This window comes from Murinocardiopsis flavida, assembly GCF_003014485.1.
Taxonomy (GTDB): Bacteria; Actinomycetota; Actinomycetes; order Streptosporangiales; family Streptosporangiaceae; genus Murinocardiopsis; species Murinocardiopsis flavida.
In genome coordinates, this window is the sequence record NZ_PYGA01000030.1 from 40,705 (window position 1) to 55,540 (window position 14,836).

The window sequence follows — 14,836 nt, forward strand, 5'->3', positions numbered from 1 at the left end:
CGCCCGCCTCAGGCGGCGCCGCAGCGGGCGAAGAACCCCCGGGTGGCGGTGTCACCCGGCGTCTGGGTGAGGATGTAGCCGCCCGGTTCCGCGACCGGCCGCAGGAGCGCGAAGGCCAGCCTGAACGCGGCGCCATCGGCGCCGGCATCCGCGACGTCCACCGTCGTCGGCGCGAAGTCCGCCACGGCCCGGCACCGCCACCAATGCGCGGCGTCAGGACGCTCTGCCGCGAGGAGCCCGACGATCTCGGCCGCGCGCGGGTCGTCGGGCTCGTGCCCGGTCGCGGCGCGGAACTGCCGGTAGAGGCCGCGCAGCAGTGGTCCGCCGCCGATCAGCCGACGCCCGTCCCCGGCGTCGGACGCCAGCCGGAGCAGCAGGTTGCGCCGCGCCTGCGGGGCGTCGCCCGGGTCGCCCCAGAACCGGCGGTACGCGGCGTTGCTCGCGAGGATGTCCAGCCGCGCGTCGAGGACGAGGGCGGGGGTAGTCGGCCACGCGTCGATGAGGTCCTGTGTCGCCGCCCCAACAGCGGCACCGCCCTCCTGCCCGAGAGGCGTGGCGGTTCGGAAGCCCGCCAGCGACAGGGCGTGCCGATGCGCGTCCGGCGCCATGCGCAGCGCGCGGCACACCGCGTCGATGACCTGCCGCGAGGTCGTCACCCGCCCCTGCTCCAGCCAGGTGTACCAGGCGACGCTGACTCCGGAGAGGGCGGCGACCTCCTCGCGGCGCAGCCCGGGCGCGCGCCGCCTGCCGCCGCCGTCGAGACCGACGTCTCGGGGCGCGACCTGCGCACGCGCGGCGCGCAGGTGCGCGCCGAGCTCCCGCCGGAGTGCCATGTCCATGGTGCGGATCCTATGAGTCCGCGTCACACCATGAACGGTGGACTGCCTGCCGCCGCCGCGCGGCGGCAGGCTGCCGCCATGACACGACAGCACGACGCCCCGCAGGTGTGGCGTACCCGGAACGACTCCAGCGGCCGCACGGAACCGCGCGTCCTCATCCGGGTGTTCCTGGCGCCCGACGGGCTCGACACCGGGATCGCGTTCTACGAGCGCCTCCAGGACACCGAGGCCGACGCGCGGTTCTCGTTCCCCGCGGCGCGGCTGCGCCTGGCGGTGGTCGGCGCGTTCCTGCTCATCGCGGGCACCGACGAGGCGCTTGCCCCGTTCCGCAGTACCACCGGCACCCTGCTGGTGGCCGACGTCCGGCCGTACTACGACCGCCTCGTCGCCGAGGGCGCGGAGATCGTCTTCCCCTTGCAGGAGGTGCCGACCGGTGCGGGGTTCAACGCGCGCCACCCCGACGGCACCGTGGTCGAGTACGTCCATCACCGACCCGCCCCCGACGGCAGCTGACGGCGGCCGGGCCCCGCTGTCAGAAGGCGGGGGATGGGGCTACGGGGAGGGTGTCGAGGACGGCGGCGAGCTTCTTCTCCTCGTAGCGGAAGTGCGTTTCGAGGATGGCGGAGAGGCCGTCGAGCTCGGCGCGGACGCGCTGGGCGTCCTCGGCGGCAGTCCGCTCGCCGAGCCCGTCGACCAGCACCTCCAGGCTGCGCAGGATCCCGGTGACCACGTGGTGGTCCTGCTGGAGCTGTTCGAGAACGGGGCGCAGTTCGGGATGCCGTTCCGCCAGCGCGGGGAACGCCCCGTCGTCCTCCCCGGTGTGGTGCCGGGTCAGTGCCGAGCAGAACGCCAGGCAGTGGGAGCGCAGGTCGCGCGGGAGGTCGCCGCCGCCGTCGAGGAAGGAGTCGACATCCGCGCGGAGCCGTTCGAGGTCGTCGCGGAGCCTGATGTGGACGTCGACAAGCTGGTTGCCGAGCGCCGCGATACGGGCGCCGGGTCCGGTGGAAGCTTCCATGGCCGCCCAATGATTCGACGCCCTCCGTGCCCTCGGCGGCCTCCTTGCCGGGTGCATCGGGACGCTGACGTGGGATTCCATCACCCATTGGCATGAGCAGTCAAGACGCGCGCGGCGCGGCCCCGCCATGTCCGTTGCGTCCAAGACGGGCCGGGCGGGTCCTGCCACGCTGGGCCCATGACGATCGACATCGCGGCCGCGGCCTCCTTCATGGCCACCCACGCACGGGTGCTGGACCGGCGCCGCTTCCACCTGCTCCTGGACGAGACCGGCCCCGGCGCCGTACTGGCCGCCGTCGACGCCTACCGGAACCCCGACGGCGGCTACGGCTGGGGCCTCGAACCCGACCTGCGCGCCCACGAGAGCCAGCCGGGCGGCGCCCTGCACGCCTTCGAGGTCTTCCACGAGATCGCGCCGACGACAACTGGGCGCGCCGTCGAACTGTGCGACTGGCTCGGGTCGGTGTCGCTGCCGGACGGCGGGCTGCCCTTCGCCCTCCCCGTCGCCGACCCCGCGGGGACCGCGCCGTTCTGGGCGCAGGCCGACCCGGCCGTCGCCAAGTTGCAGAGCACCGCGTTCGTCGCCGGGGTCGCCAACAGCATCGCCGCGCACGACCCCGCGGTCGCCGAGCACCCCTGGCTGCGGGCCGCCACGCGGTACTGCCTGGACGCCATCGCCGCGATCGACACCGCCCCGCACGCGATCGAACTGTCCTTCGCCGTCCGGTTCCTCGACACCGTGCACGCGTCCCACCCCGAAGCGGCCGCGCTGCTCGACCGGCTCGGCGCCTTCATCCCCGACGACGGGCTGGTCCGCGTCGAGGGCGGCGCCGAGGACGAGACCATGCGCCCGCTCGACTTCGCGCCGCTGCCGGACACCCCGGCCCGCGCGCTGTTCTCGGCGGCGACCATCGACGCCGAGCTGCGCCTGCTGGCGGAGCGGCAGCAGGACGACGGCGGCTGGACGGTGGACTTCGCGAGCTATTCGCCCGCCGCCGCATTGGAGTGGCGCGGGTACGCGACCGTGTCCGCCGTGTCGGTCCTGCGCCACAACTCCGCCCTCTGACCAGGGGCGGGTGCGCCGCAGCGCCGGGGCGCCCGCACCGCGCCCGCCGCGCACCCGCACCGGGCGCGGGCCGGGTGCCCGGGTGTCGCTGCGCGAGAAAAAGGCGCCGCCGGGGCCTGTGGGGATTGCGCGCACGGTGTGCCGCGGGTTACAAAGTTTCCGCTTGTGACCGGCACACCACGCATCGAAACCCCCGAGGCAGGCATGGGTCATCCGCAGCCCCCCGTTCCCCCCGTCCCTGCTCACGGCCTTCCCCCGGGGGAACTCAGCCGCAGAGACCTCTTCGAGAAGAGCGGCAAGGCCACGGTCGCCGGCGGCGCCGTGTGGCTCCTCGCGCCCACACCGCACGCGGCCGGGGAGGAGGAGCCGGCCGGGGCGAAGGTGACCGTCACCCAGGGCACCAACATCTCCGCAGCGGCGTCGCCCGACGGCGAATGGATCGCATTCGACCTGTACACCGCCATCTGGCTGGTCCCGGCCAAGGGCGGCAAGGCCCGCCGCCTCACCGGCGACGGCACCGACGCCACCCGGCCGCGGTTCTCCCCTGATTCCGCGCGCCTCGCCTTCCAGGCGTACCGCGACGGCAACTACCACGTCTACCTGGCGGACGTGCCCGACGGCGAGCCGCGCCGCATCACCGACGGCCCCCACGACCACCGCGAACCGGCGTTCTCGCCCGACGGCACGCGCATCGCCCTGTCCAGCGACCGCGGCGACGGCTACGGCATCTGGCTGTACGACATCGACTCCGGCGACCTCACGGAGATCCCCGGCACGGCCGCCGACGAGGCCGAGCCCGCGTGGACGCCCGAAGGCGACCGCATCGTCCACACGGCCGACAAGACCAGTGTGCGGTCCATCGGTCTCAAGGGCGGCGACGGCGAGGAGCTGGTGCCCGCCGCCGAGCACACCACCGTGTTCTCCCCGGCGCCGGGGCCCGGCGGGCGGCTCGCCCACGTGCGCGCGCACGCCGCGACCGTGCGGCTCGTCGTCGACGGCGAGGCGGTGAGCGGCGACGAGGACGTCTTCGTCGGCGCCGTCACCTGGACCGCCGACGACCGCCTGCTCTACACCGCCGACGGCGCCATCCGCGAACGCACCCTCGGCTCCGGCACCGCCGACATCCCCTTCAGCGCGTCGGTCCGCTACCTGCGCCACGAGCAGCGCAGGGCCCGCCGCGACATCGACGACACCGGCGCGCACCCGGTGCGCGGCATCGCCGGGCCGGTGCTGTCCCCCGACGGGAAGCGGGTGGCGTTCCGGGCGCTGGGCGCCCTGTGGGTGATGCCGATCGGCGGCGAACCCAAGGCGGTCGCCGACGACGAGGGGGTCTTCAACTCCGACCCCGACTGGCACCCCGACGGCGGCTCCCTGGTCTACTCCAGCGACCGCTCCGGCTCCCCCGCCCTGTGGCGCTACGCGTTCGACACCGGGAAGTCCACCCGGCTCACCGTGCTCGACGGCGCGCAGATCACCCCCCGCTGGTCGCCCGACGGCGACCGGATCGCCTACCAGGACCAGGACGGCGCGACCTGGGTGTTCGACGTCGCGGCCGGCGCCACCCGCAAGGTCCTGCCCGCCCTGTTCCAACCCGGCCGCCCCACCTGGTCCGCCGACGGCCGGACCCTGGCGCTCGCCGCGGTCAAGCCCCGCTCGAAGCGGTTCCGCGAGGGCACCAGCCAGATCCTCACCGTCGACCTCGACAGCGGCACCACCGCCTACACCGAACCCGCGCCCTACCGGTCGCTGTCCACCCGGGGCGACGACGGCCCGGTGTGGTCGCCCGACGGCAAGCACCTCGCCTTCGTCATGGAGAGCGTGCTGTGGACCGTCACCGTCAACGCCAAGGGCGAGTTCACCGGGGAGCCCCGGCAGCTCACCACCGAACCCACCGACGCACCGAGCTGGAGCGGCGACTCCAGGACCCTGCTCTACCTCGGCAACGGGCGGCTGCGCCGCATCGCCCGCACCGGTGGCCGGCCCAGCACCGTCAAGGTGCGCCTCACCTGGCGGCGGCGGCGCCCCAAGGGCCGCGTCATCGTGCAGGCCGGTGCGCTGTGGGACGGCAAGGCCGACCGGCTCCGCCGCGACGTGGACATCGTCATCGACGGCAACCGCATCACCGCCGTCGAGAAGCGCCGCGACCGCGCCGAAGACGGCGACACCACGGTGGTCGACGCCACGGACCTCACCGTCATGCCGGGCCTCATCGACGCGCACAACCACTGGCACCTGCGCGGCCGCCAGTGGGGGTCCCGCCAGGGCCCGTTGTGGCTGGCGTACGGCGTCACCACCACCCGCTCCCCCGGCGACCCCGCCTACCAGATGCTGGAGACCAGGGAGGCCCTCGACTCCGGCGCCATCACCGGGCCGCGCTACCTCGCCACCGGCGAGGCCATCGACGGCTCGCGCGTGTACTACAACTTCATGCGCCCCACCCGCGACGCCGAAGGGCTCGAACGGGAGGTCGAGCGCGCCTTCGAGCTCGACTACGACCTCATCAAGACCTACGTGCGGCTCCCCGTGCGGTCGCAGCGCACCGTCATCGAGCGCGCCCACGCCGTTGACCTGCCGCTCACCTCGCACTACCTCTACCCCGCTGTACACCTGGGCATGGACGGCATGGAGCACACCGGTGCGACGAACCGGCTCGGCTACTCCCACACGGTGAGCCTGCTCGGCCGCGCCTACGAGGACGTCACCGCCCTGTTCGCGGCGTCCGGCATGTCGGTCACCCCCACCCTGTTCAACTCCTCGGCCATGTACGCCGACGACCGCTCCCTTGTCGAGGACGAGCGCACCCGCCGCCTGTTCCCCGCGTGGGAGTACAAGGCGCTGGTGGAAAAGGCCGACGCGGCGGCCGCCGACGGCGCCGCGGCCCGGCTGGCGCGCGAGGCGCTCGCGGGCAACGTCGCCATGCTGCACAGCGTGCACAAGAACGGCGGCCTGGTGACCGGCGGCACCGACGCGCCGCTCGACAACATCGCCGTGAGCCTGCACCAGAACATGCGCGCGATGGTCGAGCACGGGTTCACGCCGCGGGAGGCGCTGACCGTGACCACGTCGACGGCGGCGGGATGGCTCGGCCTCGGCGAGCACCTGGGCGCGGTCGAGCCGGGCCGCCTCGCCGACCTCGCCGTGGTCGACGGCGACCCGCTCGACGACATCAAGGCGGCGGCGAACGTCCGCATGACGATCGCCAACGGGACCGTGCACACCGTCGAGGAGCTGCTGAAACCGTTCAAGGAGGCCGACGAGGAGTCCGCTCCGCGCACCACAGAGGAGCGCACCCCGATGTCCTCGGCCGCGGGCGACGACCCGCACTGGTGGCACGGCGAGTCGGAACGGAGCAGCCCCCACCGCTGCTGACCACACGGCCGTACAGAGCGGCGCAGCAGTACGCGCGAGCGCTCACCCGGCGCGCGGGGACGCCGTTGTGCGCTTGTCCGGCGCGGCGTCCGGGTCCTCCGGGCTGACCGAGAACACCGTGTTGCCCGCCGACACCACGAGGACGTCCCCGGCCCGGCGGACGGACGACGGCGCCTCCATCTCACCGGTGTCCGTCCCGCCGTCGCGGGCGCGCGCCCCGGTGCGCCAGCGCTCGCTGCCCGTTCTCCGGTCGAGCGCGACCAGCCGCCCCTGGCCGTCGGCGAAGTACACCTCGTTGCGCCGGGTGGAGACGTCGGGCGCGGAGGGCTGCTCGTACGGGCCGCGCGCCAGCCACCGCTGGGCGCCGCTGCGCGCGTCGGCAACGAGCACCTCGTTGCCTCGCTGCCGGAAGTAGACGTCGCCCGCCGCGAGGTCGGCCTGCGCGCCGTCCCTGACGTTCGCGGGGAGGGCGACCCGCCGTTCCCCGCCCGTTCGGGCGTCGACGCGGACGAGTTCCTCGTACTCCTCCTCGTGGTACCCCTCCTCATCGCTCGCGTCCGGCAGGAACACCAGGTCGCCGCCGTCGTAGCCGAGGTACTCCGCACCGAGCCCGCCCAGGTCGACCTCTGCGATCCGGTGCATGGCCGCCTCCTCCGGGTCGACGCGGTACCAGGTCGCGGTTCCGGCCGCCTCGTCCCCGGTGCAGGTGACGAAGGTCCGCCCGGCGGCGGCGGTCGGCGCGCAGTACTCGTCGTCGGCGGTGCCGATCCGCCAGCGCTCCTCGCCGGTGTCCGGATCCCAGCCGATGATGTCGCCGCCGGGATCCGCGCTCGGCGGGCTCTCGCCCTCGTCCGGGTCGGTACCCGGCGGCCAGCGGAGCTTGGTGGGCTCGTCGCCGACGATGCCGTCGCGGGTCAGCACGGGAGCCGAGTCGACGGGTTGCGCCCAGCGCTGCGCGCGGGTCTCCTCGTCGAGGGCGCGGACGTGCCGCCGCGGCTCGGCTGAGTAGTCCTCGGTGGTGGTGAAGACGAGGCCGTTGCGGTGGCCGAAGTCCCGGAGCGCGCCCGGCCGCTTGCCCGGCCGGTGGGCGCCGTCGCGGACGCTGAGGCGTTCGTGCCTGAAGCCGGTGCCGGAGCAGCGGAGCAGGTCGGGCTCTGCCCTGGTGCGGGTGCAGCCGTTCTCCTCGCCCTCGCCCGGGGAGTCCTCGCGTTCGCCGTCGACGATCGCGGTCTCCCAGGGCCGCCACCCCTCGGGCTCCGCCACCGGCGGGACCGCCGCGTCCGCGGGCCCGCAGCCGACCGCCGCGAGCAGCACGACCGCCAATCCCGCGCCCGCGGCGCCGCCCGACCGTGCCGCACCGCGCCGCGGTCCCCGCGGTTTCCCCGTTCGCCGTACCACTGCCGCCCCTTCCCCGTCCGCCGTACTCCGGCCGAGGACAGGGGCCGACCGCGCCCAGGGTAGGGCCCCGCCGCAACGCCGTCCACGCGACGGGGGCACGGCGCTTTCGCGGGGCGGACCGGGGCCCCGCGTTGCGGTTCCGGCCCTCTTCCGGGAAGGATTGCCGCGTGCTGTCGATCCTCTCCGCCCCGACCGATCTCGGCCTGCGTCCTCCCGAGCCGGGTGCGACACCCGGCACGAGCAAGGCGCCCGAGGCGCTTCGCGAGGCCGGCCTCCATGACCGGCTGGTGCGGCGCGGCGCACACGAGGCGGGCGTCGTCCTGCCGGGACGCTACGTCGAGTCCGCGGACCGCGGCCCTCGCGAGGTCCGCAACCAGGCCGCGATCATCGACCACGCGCGCCGCGTCGCCGCCCGCATCGCCGACCTCATCGGACGCGGCACGACACCACTGGTCCTGGGCGGGGATTGCAGTCTGCTCCTCGGCGCCGGGCTCGCCCTCCGGCGCTCGGGGGAGTTCGGGCTGGTCCACGTCGACGGCCACACGGACTTCCGGCACCCGGGCAACAGCACCGAGTGCGCCAGCCTCGCGGGCGAGGACCTCGCCGCAGCGATCGGCCTGCACTGGCCCGCGGTCGGCGACATCGACGCGCTCGGCCCCTATTTCGCCCCGCAGCGCACCGCGCACCTCGGCTGCCGTGCGGACGACGAACACCTCACCGAGGTTCGCGGCCTGCTCGGCGCGGTCGTCACCGCGTCCGGGCTGAGTGGCGCCGCCCTCCCGCATGCCGCGGAGCAGGCCCGGCGGACCGCGCTGAGCGGCGGCGCGGACGGCTACTGGCTGCATCTCGACGTCGACGTGCTCGACCCCGTCCACATGCCGGCCGTCGACAGTCCGGACCCCGGCGGAATCGACCCCGACGGACTGGTCCGGCTCCTTCGCGCCCTCGCCCCGCAGGCGGTCGGGATCCAGGTGACCGTCTTCGATCCCGACCTGGACCCCGACGGCCGATACGCGCGGCTCCTCGCCGACATCCTCGACGACGGCCTCGCCGGGTACACGGACCCGGCCCGTGCGGCGCCGGGCGCGCGGCCCGGGGCCTGAGGCCACGCCGCGCTGCGCGTCCGGGGGTGGCTATTCGCGGGCGCTGACCAGGTCGGCGATGCGGCCGAGGGCGGAGGTGCGGCGGAGGCCGGCGTTCTCCCTGCGGTCGGCCTCGCGGTAGAGCGCGTACACGCCCTGCGCCCCGATCCAGCGCAGCGGTTCGGGCTCCCAGTCGCGGGCGCGGTGGTCGACCCATGGCAGCCGGGTGAGCGGGGTCCGCTCGCGCAGGACGAGGTCGCGCAGGGTCCGCCCGGCGAGGTTGGTCGTGGTGACGCCGTGGCCGACGTAGCCGCCGGCCCAGCCCAGCCCGGTGCGGTGGTCGATCCCCGCGCTGGAGCACCAGTCGCGCGGCACGCCCAGGATGCCGCTCCAGGTGTGCGCGATCCCGGCGTCGCGGGCGGCGGGGAAGTAGCGGGCCAGGACGTTCCACAGCGCCAGGATGGTCTTGGGGTGGGTGCCGCCGTCGGCGTCCCAGCGGGAGCCGTAGCGGTAGGGGACGCCCCTGCCGCCGATGGCGATGCGGTCGTCGGCGGTGCGCTGGCCGTAGACGTAGGTGTGGGCGTTGTCGCTGAACAGGTCGCGCCCCTGCCAGCCGATCTCGTCCCACACCGCGGCGGGCAGCGGTTCGGTGACGATCATCGAGCTGTTCATGGGCAGCAGCGTCCGCTCGGCGCCGCGCAGGGACGCCGTGAAGCCCTCGGTCGCGCGGATGACGTACTCGGCGCGGACGGTGCCGCGGTCGGTGACCGCCGCCGCCGGTGCGCCGCCCGTGCGCGGCCGCAGTTCGGTCACCGCCGTGCCCTCGAACAGGTCGACGCCCATCGAGGCCACCGTCCGGGCGAGCTCCAGCGCGAGTTCCGCCGGCTGGATCCGCGCGCCGTGCGGGGTCCAGGACGCCGCCGAGGCGCCGCGCACCGCGATGCGGGCGGCGCGCTCCTCGGGCGGCAGCAGGCGGAGGTCGTCCTCTGTGCAGCCCCACGCGCGCAGGGCCTCGACCTTGGCGTGCAGCCGATCGCGCTGGGCGGCGCCGACCGCGACGCTGAACACGCCGCCGCGGACGACCTCGGTGGCCAACTGCTCTTTCTCGACCACCGAGGCGACCTCGCCGATCGAGGCGCGCATCTCGTTCTGGAGGTCGATGACGGCGCCGCGGCCGTGCGTCTTGGCGAACCGGCGCTTCGATCCGGCGAGTTCCGCCGACAGCCAGCCGCCGTTGCGCCCCGATGCGCCGAACCCGGCGAACTCCTTCTCCAGGACGGCGATGCGCAGGTCGGGGCGGGCGGCCTTGAGGTAGTACGCCGTCCACAGCCCTGTGTACCCGCCGCCGGCGATGCACACGTCGTAGTCGGCGGAGCCGGGCAGCGGTGGCCGGGGCTCGGGCCGGCCGGTCTGCCGCAGCCAGAAGGACACTCTTCCGTTGGCGAAGTCGTCCGCTCGGGGAACGTGACGCAGTGCGCTTCCGGACATGGTGGTGACAACTCCGTGAGTTGGGTTTCCGGGGTCGCTTCGGCGGCGGAGGGCCGGCCGCGACGGGATTCGGGCCATGGAATCACAGTTCAGAGCATTGTGTAAAGAAAACTTATCTGGGACAAAACCAATCTTGCATTGTGCCGGTGCGCTCGGTAACTTCGCTGATCATGAACGAGCCGACTCCGCCGCCTTCGACCCCCGACCAGGGGCGCGACGCCAAAGAGGGCATCGGCCCGCGATTGCGCCGCCGCCGCAAGGCCAAGAGGTTCACCCTCGCCCAGACCGCCCGGCAGGCGGAGCTCAGCGAGGGCTTCCTCAGCCAGCTCGAACGCGGCCGGGTCAGCGGCAGCGTCGCGACGCTGCAACGCGTGACCGCCGTGCTGGGGCTGACCGTCGGCGAACTGTTCGACGAGTCCTGGTCGGACGACACCGCGCTGCACCGCTACGCCGAGGCGTCCCCGTTCCGCTTCGGCACCGCGGCCCGCAAGATCCGCCTCACCCCCAAGGGCAACAACCACCTGGAGGTCTTCCTCGGCGAGTTCGAGCCGGGCGGCACCACCGGCGACGAGCCCTACGCGCACGGCGACTCCGAGGAGCTCCTCCTTGTCATCTCCGGCCGGATCGAGGTCACCCTCGGCGAACAGCGGCACCTGCTCGGGCCGCTCGACTCCGTGAGCTACTCCAGCGCGACCCCCCACCGCGCCAGGGAGGCCGACGGCGGGACCGCGCAGGTCCTGTGGAGCATCAGCCCGCCCAGCTACTGACCGGCAGGCGAACCGACCGGCAAGCGAGCGGAACCGGACCGCGACGAAAGGACATCCGTGCGAATCGGCATCGAGTGCGGCGGCACGTTCACCGACCTGGTGGTCTTGGACGGCAACGGCGCGATCCTCGCCACCAACAAGGTCTTCTCCACCCCGTCCGACCCCGCGCGGGCCGTCGTCACGGCGCTGCGCGAGCTCCCCGCCGGGCTGGTCGACGGGGCCGAACTGCTGCACGGCAGCACCGTCGCCACCAACGCGCTGCTGGAGCGCAAGGGCGGCCCCATCGGGCTGCTCGTCACCCGCGGCTTCCGCGACGTGGTGTTCCTCCAGCGCCAGGACCGCCGGACCATGTACGACCTGAAGTACCGCAAGCCCGAGCCGCTCGTGGGGCGCCGCGACATCCGCGAGGTCGACGAGCGCGTCGACGCCTCCGGCGCCGTTGTGCGCGAACTCGACGAGGACTCGGTCCGCGCAGCAGTGGCCGACCTGCTCGAACGCGGCGTCGCCGCCATCGCCGTAAGCCTGCTGCACTCCTACGCCGCCCCGGAGCACGAGCAGCGGGTCCGGGCGCTCATCGCCGAGATCGCGCCCGACCTGCCGGTGTCGACGTCGAGCGAGGTCGTCCGGGAGTTCCGCGAGTTCGAGCGGACCACCACCACGACCGTCGACGCGTTCATCCGCGGCCGGGTCACCGAGTACATCCGCAACCTCCAGGACGCGGCCGGCACGCTCGGCATCCGCTCGTTGCAGGTCATGCAGTCCAACGGCGGCATCGTCCCGCCGGCGGCCGTCATCGCGCGCCCGGTCACCATGCTGCTCTCCGGGCCCGCAGCGGGCGTGTCCGGCGCGATCACGGCGGCCGGCAACGCCGGGTTCGACGGCATCGTGACCATGGACATGGGCGGCACCAGCACCGACGTCGCCTTCGTCGACGGCGGCCGGCCGACGATCGCCACGGAGACCTCGGTGGACGGCCTGCCCGTCCGGGTGCCGCTCATCGACATCAACACCGTGGGCGCCGGCGGCGGCAGCATCATCGCCGTCGACCGCGGCGGGCTGCTCACCGTGGGGCCCGAGAGCGCCGGCGCCGACCCGGGCCCGGCCTGCTACGGGCGCGGCGGGCGCCGCCCCACCGTCACCGACGCCAACCTGGTGCGCGGCGCCATCCGCGCCGAGACCAAGCTCGCCGGGCGCTTCGCGCTCGACCGCGACGCCGCCGTCGCCGCGCTCGCCCCCGTCGCCGAACGCCTCGGCAGCACCGTGGAGGCCGTCGCCGAGGAGGCGGTGCGGCTCGCGAACGTCGCCATGGCCAACGCCATCCGCGTCGTCTCCGTGGAGCAGGGCCACGAACTCGACGGGACGACGCTGCTCGCCTACGGCGGGGCCGGGCCCCTGCACGCCGCGGCGGTCGCCGACGAACTCGCCATGCGCCGCGTCCTCATCCCGCCGCACTCCGGGCTGACCTCCGCATACGGCCTGCTCACCGCGGGATTCCGGCGCGAGTTCTCCCGGACCTGGCTGATCGCCGACGCGGCCGGCGCCGGCGCGGCCGACCTGCACACCGTCATGGCGGAGATGGCGAAGGAGGCCGAGGAGGAACTGGCCGGGCAGGGGGTCGAGGCGCAGGGCGCCGACCGACTGTGGGCCGCCGACCTGCGCTACGCCGGCCAGGGGTTCGAGCTGCCCGTCCCCTTCGACCCGGCGGCCCTCGACCCCGCGGCGCTCATCGCGGACTTCCACGCCGCCCACGCGCGCCGGTTCGGGCATAGCGACCCCGGGCGCACCGTGCAGATCGTCGCGCTGCGGCTCACGGTCGAGGACCGCCGCCCCGACCTCCCGCTGCCGCACGTCATCCCGTCATCGGAGGAATCGGGCGAGACCCCGTTCATCGAGGACGGCCGCCGGACGACCGCCCGGTACGCGCGCCGCGACGGCCTCGCCCCGGGGGCGGCCGTCGACGGCCCCGCCGTCATCGAGGACACCGGGTCCACCGTCGCCGTGCCCTCGGGGTGGCGGGCACGGGTCGACGCCCACACGAACCTGCTGCTGGAGAGGGCCTGACATGACGCTGGAAGCCGCCCGTATGGGCGTGTTGAAATCGGCTTACGAGTCCATCACCCGCGAGATGGCCGCCGACCTGAAGCGCGCGGCGTTCTCCTCCATCGTGCGCGAGGCGCGGGACTTCTCCGTCGCGCTGACCGACCGCCGCGGCGAGGTCATCGTGCAGGCCGAATGCATCCCGATCATGACGGCCGGCATCTCCCTCGCGCTGCGCGGGCTGGCCGAGCACGTCGACATCGACGCGCTGACCCCCGACGACGCGCTGCTGATGAACGACCCCTACAGCGGCGGCCAGCACCTCCAGGACATCTACCTGTTCACACCGATCTTCCTCGACGGCGACCTGGTGGCGTTCGCGGCGAGCGTCGCCCACCACGTCGACGTCGGCGGCGGCCACGCCGGGCTCAACGCCGAGGCGACCGAGGTGTACCAGGAAGGGCTGCGGCTGCCGCTGTCGCGGTTCTCCGCGTCGCGCGACTGGAACGGCGGCTTCGTCGAGCAGCTGATCCGGGCGAACGTGCGCGTCCCCGACCTCGTCATCGGCGATCTCAACGCCCAGTTCGCCGCGAACCGCACGGCCGAGCGCCGGTTCGCCGAACTCGCCGGGCGGCACGGGGCCGCGGACTTCCTCGCGGCGATGGATGAGCTCAAGGACTACGCCGAGCGCCGCGTGCGCGCCGCAATCTCCCGCATCCCCAACGGCGTCAGGGAGATCACCGAGTACCTCGACGCGTCGCCGTGGGGCGGGGGGACCGCGAACGTCACCGCGCGCATCACGGTCGACGGCGACGAGCTGCGGGTGGACTTCGCCGGCAGCAGCCCGCAGATCACGGGGAACGTGAACTGCCCGTTCGCGTCGACGGTCTCCGCTGCGCAGAGCGCCATCCGGTGCATGCTGGACGACCAGGACCTGCCCTTCAACGAGGGCTGCAACCGGCCGGTCACCATCACCGCGCCCTACGGGTCGATCCTGAACCCGCGCCCGCCGGCGGCGGTGCGCGCCCGGCTCACCCCGGCCAGCCGGGTGTTCAACGCGATCGTCCGCGGCCTCGGCGAGGTCCTGCCCGAGCAGGCCGTCGCAACGGGCTTCGACACCACGACCGCGTTCGCCGTGAGCCACCTCGCCGCGGAGACCGGCCGCTACCAGGTGGTCCTGGAGATCCTGGGCGGCGGCTGGGGCGCGTGCTCCGAGCACGACGGCGCCGACGCACTCGACAACCCCATCTCCAACTGCGCGAACTCACCGGTCGAGGCGCTGGAGACCGACTACGACCACTTCCGCATCACCGAGTACGCGCTCGTGGGCGGGAGCGGCGGCGACGGCGCCCGGCGCGGCGGCCTCGGCATCCGCAGGGTGTACGAGGCGCTGCGCGACGGGGTCAGCGTCGCGGGCTACGCCGACCGCCACCGCACGGGCGCCTCGGGGCTGTCCGGCGGCGCCGTCGGGCAGACCGGCGACTTCAGCATCACCCGCGCCGACGGGACCGTCCAGCACCTCGACTGCGTCTTCAGCGAGGTCCTCGACACCGGCGACCGGATCGCGGTCGTCACCGGCGGGGGCGGCGGCTTCGGCGACCCCGCCGACCGCCCGCCGGAGCAACGGACCGCCGACCGCCTCCACCAGGTCGTCTGACCCCGGCACGGCACGCAGGGGCGGGACCGCCGCAGCCGCACGCGGCGGCCCCGCCGACATCCCGTCCCCGCCCCACCCCAGCCCAGCCCCACCCGCCCCGCTCGTTCATCCCCAGGAGG

The 14,836-nt window shown here is 74.2% G+C and carries 11 protein-coding genes; 7 read left to right on the plus strand and 4 right to left on the minus strand.

Going from position 1 to position 14,836, the window contains the following annotated elements; all coding sequences use genetic code 11:
- Positions 1–8: 8 nt before the first annotated feature.
- Positions 9–839: a helix-turn-helix domain-containing protein gene (locus CLV63_RS29255; protein ID WP_106586481.1), complete on the minus strand. Its 831-nt coding sequence runs from the start codon at positions 837–839 to the stop codon at positions 9–11.
- A 78-nt stretch (positions 840–917) separates the two neighbouring features.
- On the opposite strand from CLV63_RS29255, the gene CLV63_RS29260 reads away from it, so the two are divergent.
- Positions 918–1,352, plus strand: coding sequence for a VOC family protein (locus CLV63_RS29260; RefSeq protein ID WP_106586509.1), 435 nt, complete (start codon positions 918–920; stop codon positions 1,350–1,352).
- A 19-nt stretch (positions 1,353–1,371) separates the two neighbouring features.
- Here CLV63_RS29260 and CLV63_RS29265 read toward each other — a convergent pair whose 3' ends face one another.
- Complete coding sequence (locus tag CLV63_RS29265; protein ID WP_106586482.1) at positions 1,372–1,854, minus strand: hemerythrin domain-containing protein; 483 nt, start codon at positions 1,852–1,854, stop codon at positions 1,372–1,374.
- A gap of 177 nt (positions 1,855–2,031) precedes the next feature.
- On the opposite strand from CLV63_RS29265, the gene CLV63_RS29270 reads away from it, so the two are divergent.
- Positions 2,032–2,919: a hypothetical protein gene (locus CLV63_RS29270; protein WP_106586483.1), complete on the plus strand. Its 888-nt coding sequence runs from the start codon at positions 2,032–2,034 to the stop codon at positions 2,917–2,919.
- A 165-nt stretch (positions 2,920–3,084) separates the two neighbouring features.
- Entirely contained in the window at positions 3,085–6,288 is a 3,204-nt protein-coding gene (locus tag CLV63_RS29275) for an amidohydrolase family protein (RefSeq protein ID WP_245929168.1), read from the plus strand.
- A gap of 42 nt (positions 6,289–6,330) precedes the next feature.
- On the opposite strand, the gene CLV63_RS29280 is transcribed toward CLV63_RS29275, so the two are convergent.
- Entirely contained in the window at positions 6,331–7,602 is a 1,272-nt protein-coding gene (locus CLV63_RS29280; RefSeq protein WP_245929172.1) for an outer membrane protein assembly factor BamB family protein, read from the minus strand.
- A gap of 251 nt (positions 7,603–7,853) precedes the next feature.
- On the opposite strand from CLV63_RS29280, the gene CLV63_RS29285 reads away from it, so the two are divergent.
- Positions 7,854–8,789, plus strand: a complete 936-nt coding sequence (locus tag CLV63_RS29285) for an arginase family protein (RefSeq protein WP_106586510.1) — start codon at positions 7,854–7,856, stop codon at positions 8,787–8,789.
- Between the two features lie 30 nt (positions 8,790–8,819).
- Here CLV63_RS29285 and CLV63_RS29290 read toward each other — a convergent pair whose 3' ends face one another.
- The gene (locus tag CLV63_RS29290; RefSeq protein ID WP_106586486.1) at positions 8,820–10,256 is read right to left on the minus strand and encodes an NAD(P)/FAD-dependent oxidoreductase; all 1,437 of its coding nucleotides are present in this window, start codon (positions 10,254–10,256) and stop codon (positions 8,820–8,822) included.
- Positions 10,257–10,426: 170 nt separating this feature from the next.
- Here CLV63_RS29290 and CLV63_RS29295 point away from each other — a divergent pair, with 170 nt between their 5' ends.
- From CLV63_RS29295 to CLV63_RS29305, 3 genes are read left to right on the plus strand one after another with little or no spacing between them, the layout of a single operon-like run.
- The gene (locus CLV63_RS29295) at positions 10,427–11,023 is read left to right on the plus strand and encodes a helix-turn-helix domain-containing protein (RefSeq protein WP_106586487.1); all 597 of its coding nucleotides are present in this window, start codon (positions 10,427–10,429) and stop codon (positions 11,021–11,023) included.
- 57 nt (positions 11,024–11,080) lie between these two features.
- Positions 11,081–13,084, plus strand: a complete 2,004-nt coding sequence (locus CLV63_RS29300) for a hydantoinase/oxoprolinase family protein (RefSeq protein ID WP_106586488.1) — start codon at positions 11,081–11,083, stop codon at positions 13,082–13,084.
- A 1-nt stretch (position 13,085) separates the two neighbouring features.
- Entirely contained in the window at positions 13,086–14,717 is a 1,632-nt protein-coding gene (locus CLV63_RS29305) for a hydantoinase B/oxoprolinase family protein (protein ID WP_106586489.1), read from the plus strand.
- The last annotated feature ends 119 nt before the right edge of the window (positions 14,718–14,836 follow it).

Bases quoted from the DNA above. Each gene is read 5' to 3' on its own strand.
- CLV63_RS29255 (WP_106586481.1), bottom strand. From the start codon at position 839: ATGGACATGGCACTCCGGCGGGAGCTCGGCGCGCACCTGCGCGCCGCG.
- CLV63_RS29260 (WP_106586509.1), top strand. From the start codon at position 918: ATGACACGACAGCACGACGCCCCGCAGGTGTGGCGTACCCGGAACGAC.
- CLV63_RS29265 (WP_106586482.1), bottom strand. From the start codon at position 1,854: ATGGAAGCTTCCACCGGACCCGGCGCCCGTATCGCGGCGCTCGGCAAC.
- CLV63_RS29270 (WP_106586483.1), top strand. From the start codon at position 2,032: ATGACGATCGACATCGCGGCCGCGGCCTCCTTCATGGCCACCCACGCA.
- CLV63_RS29290 (WP_106586486.1), bottom strand. From the start codon at position 10,256: ATGTCCGGAAGCGCACTGCGTCACGTTCCCCGAGCGGACGACTTCGCC.
- CLV63_RS29295 (WP_106586487.1), top strand. From the start codon at position 10,427: ATGAACGAGCCGACTCCGCCGCCTTCGACCCCCGACCAGGGGCGCGAC.
- CLV63_RS29305 (WP_106586489.1), top strand. From the start codon at position 13,086: ATGACGCTGGAAGCCGCCCGTATGGGCGTGTTGAAATCGGCTTACGAG.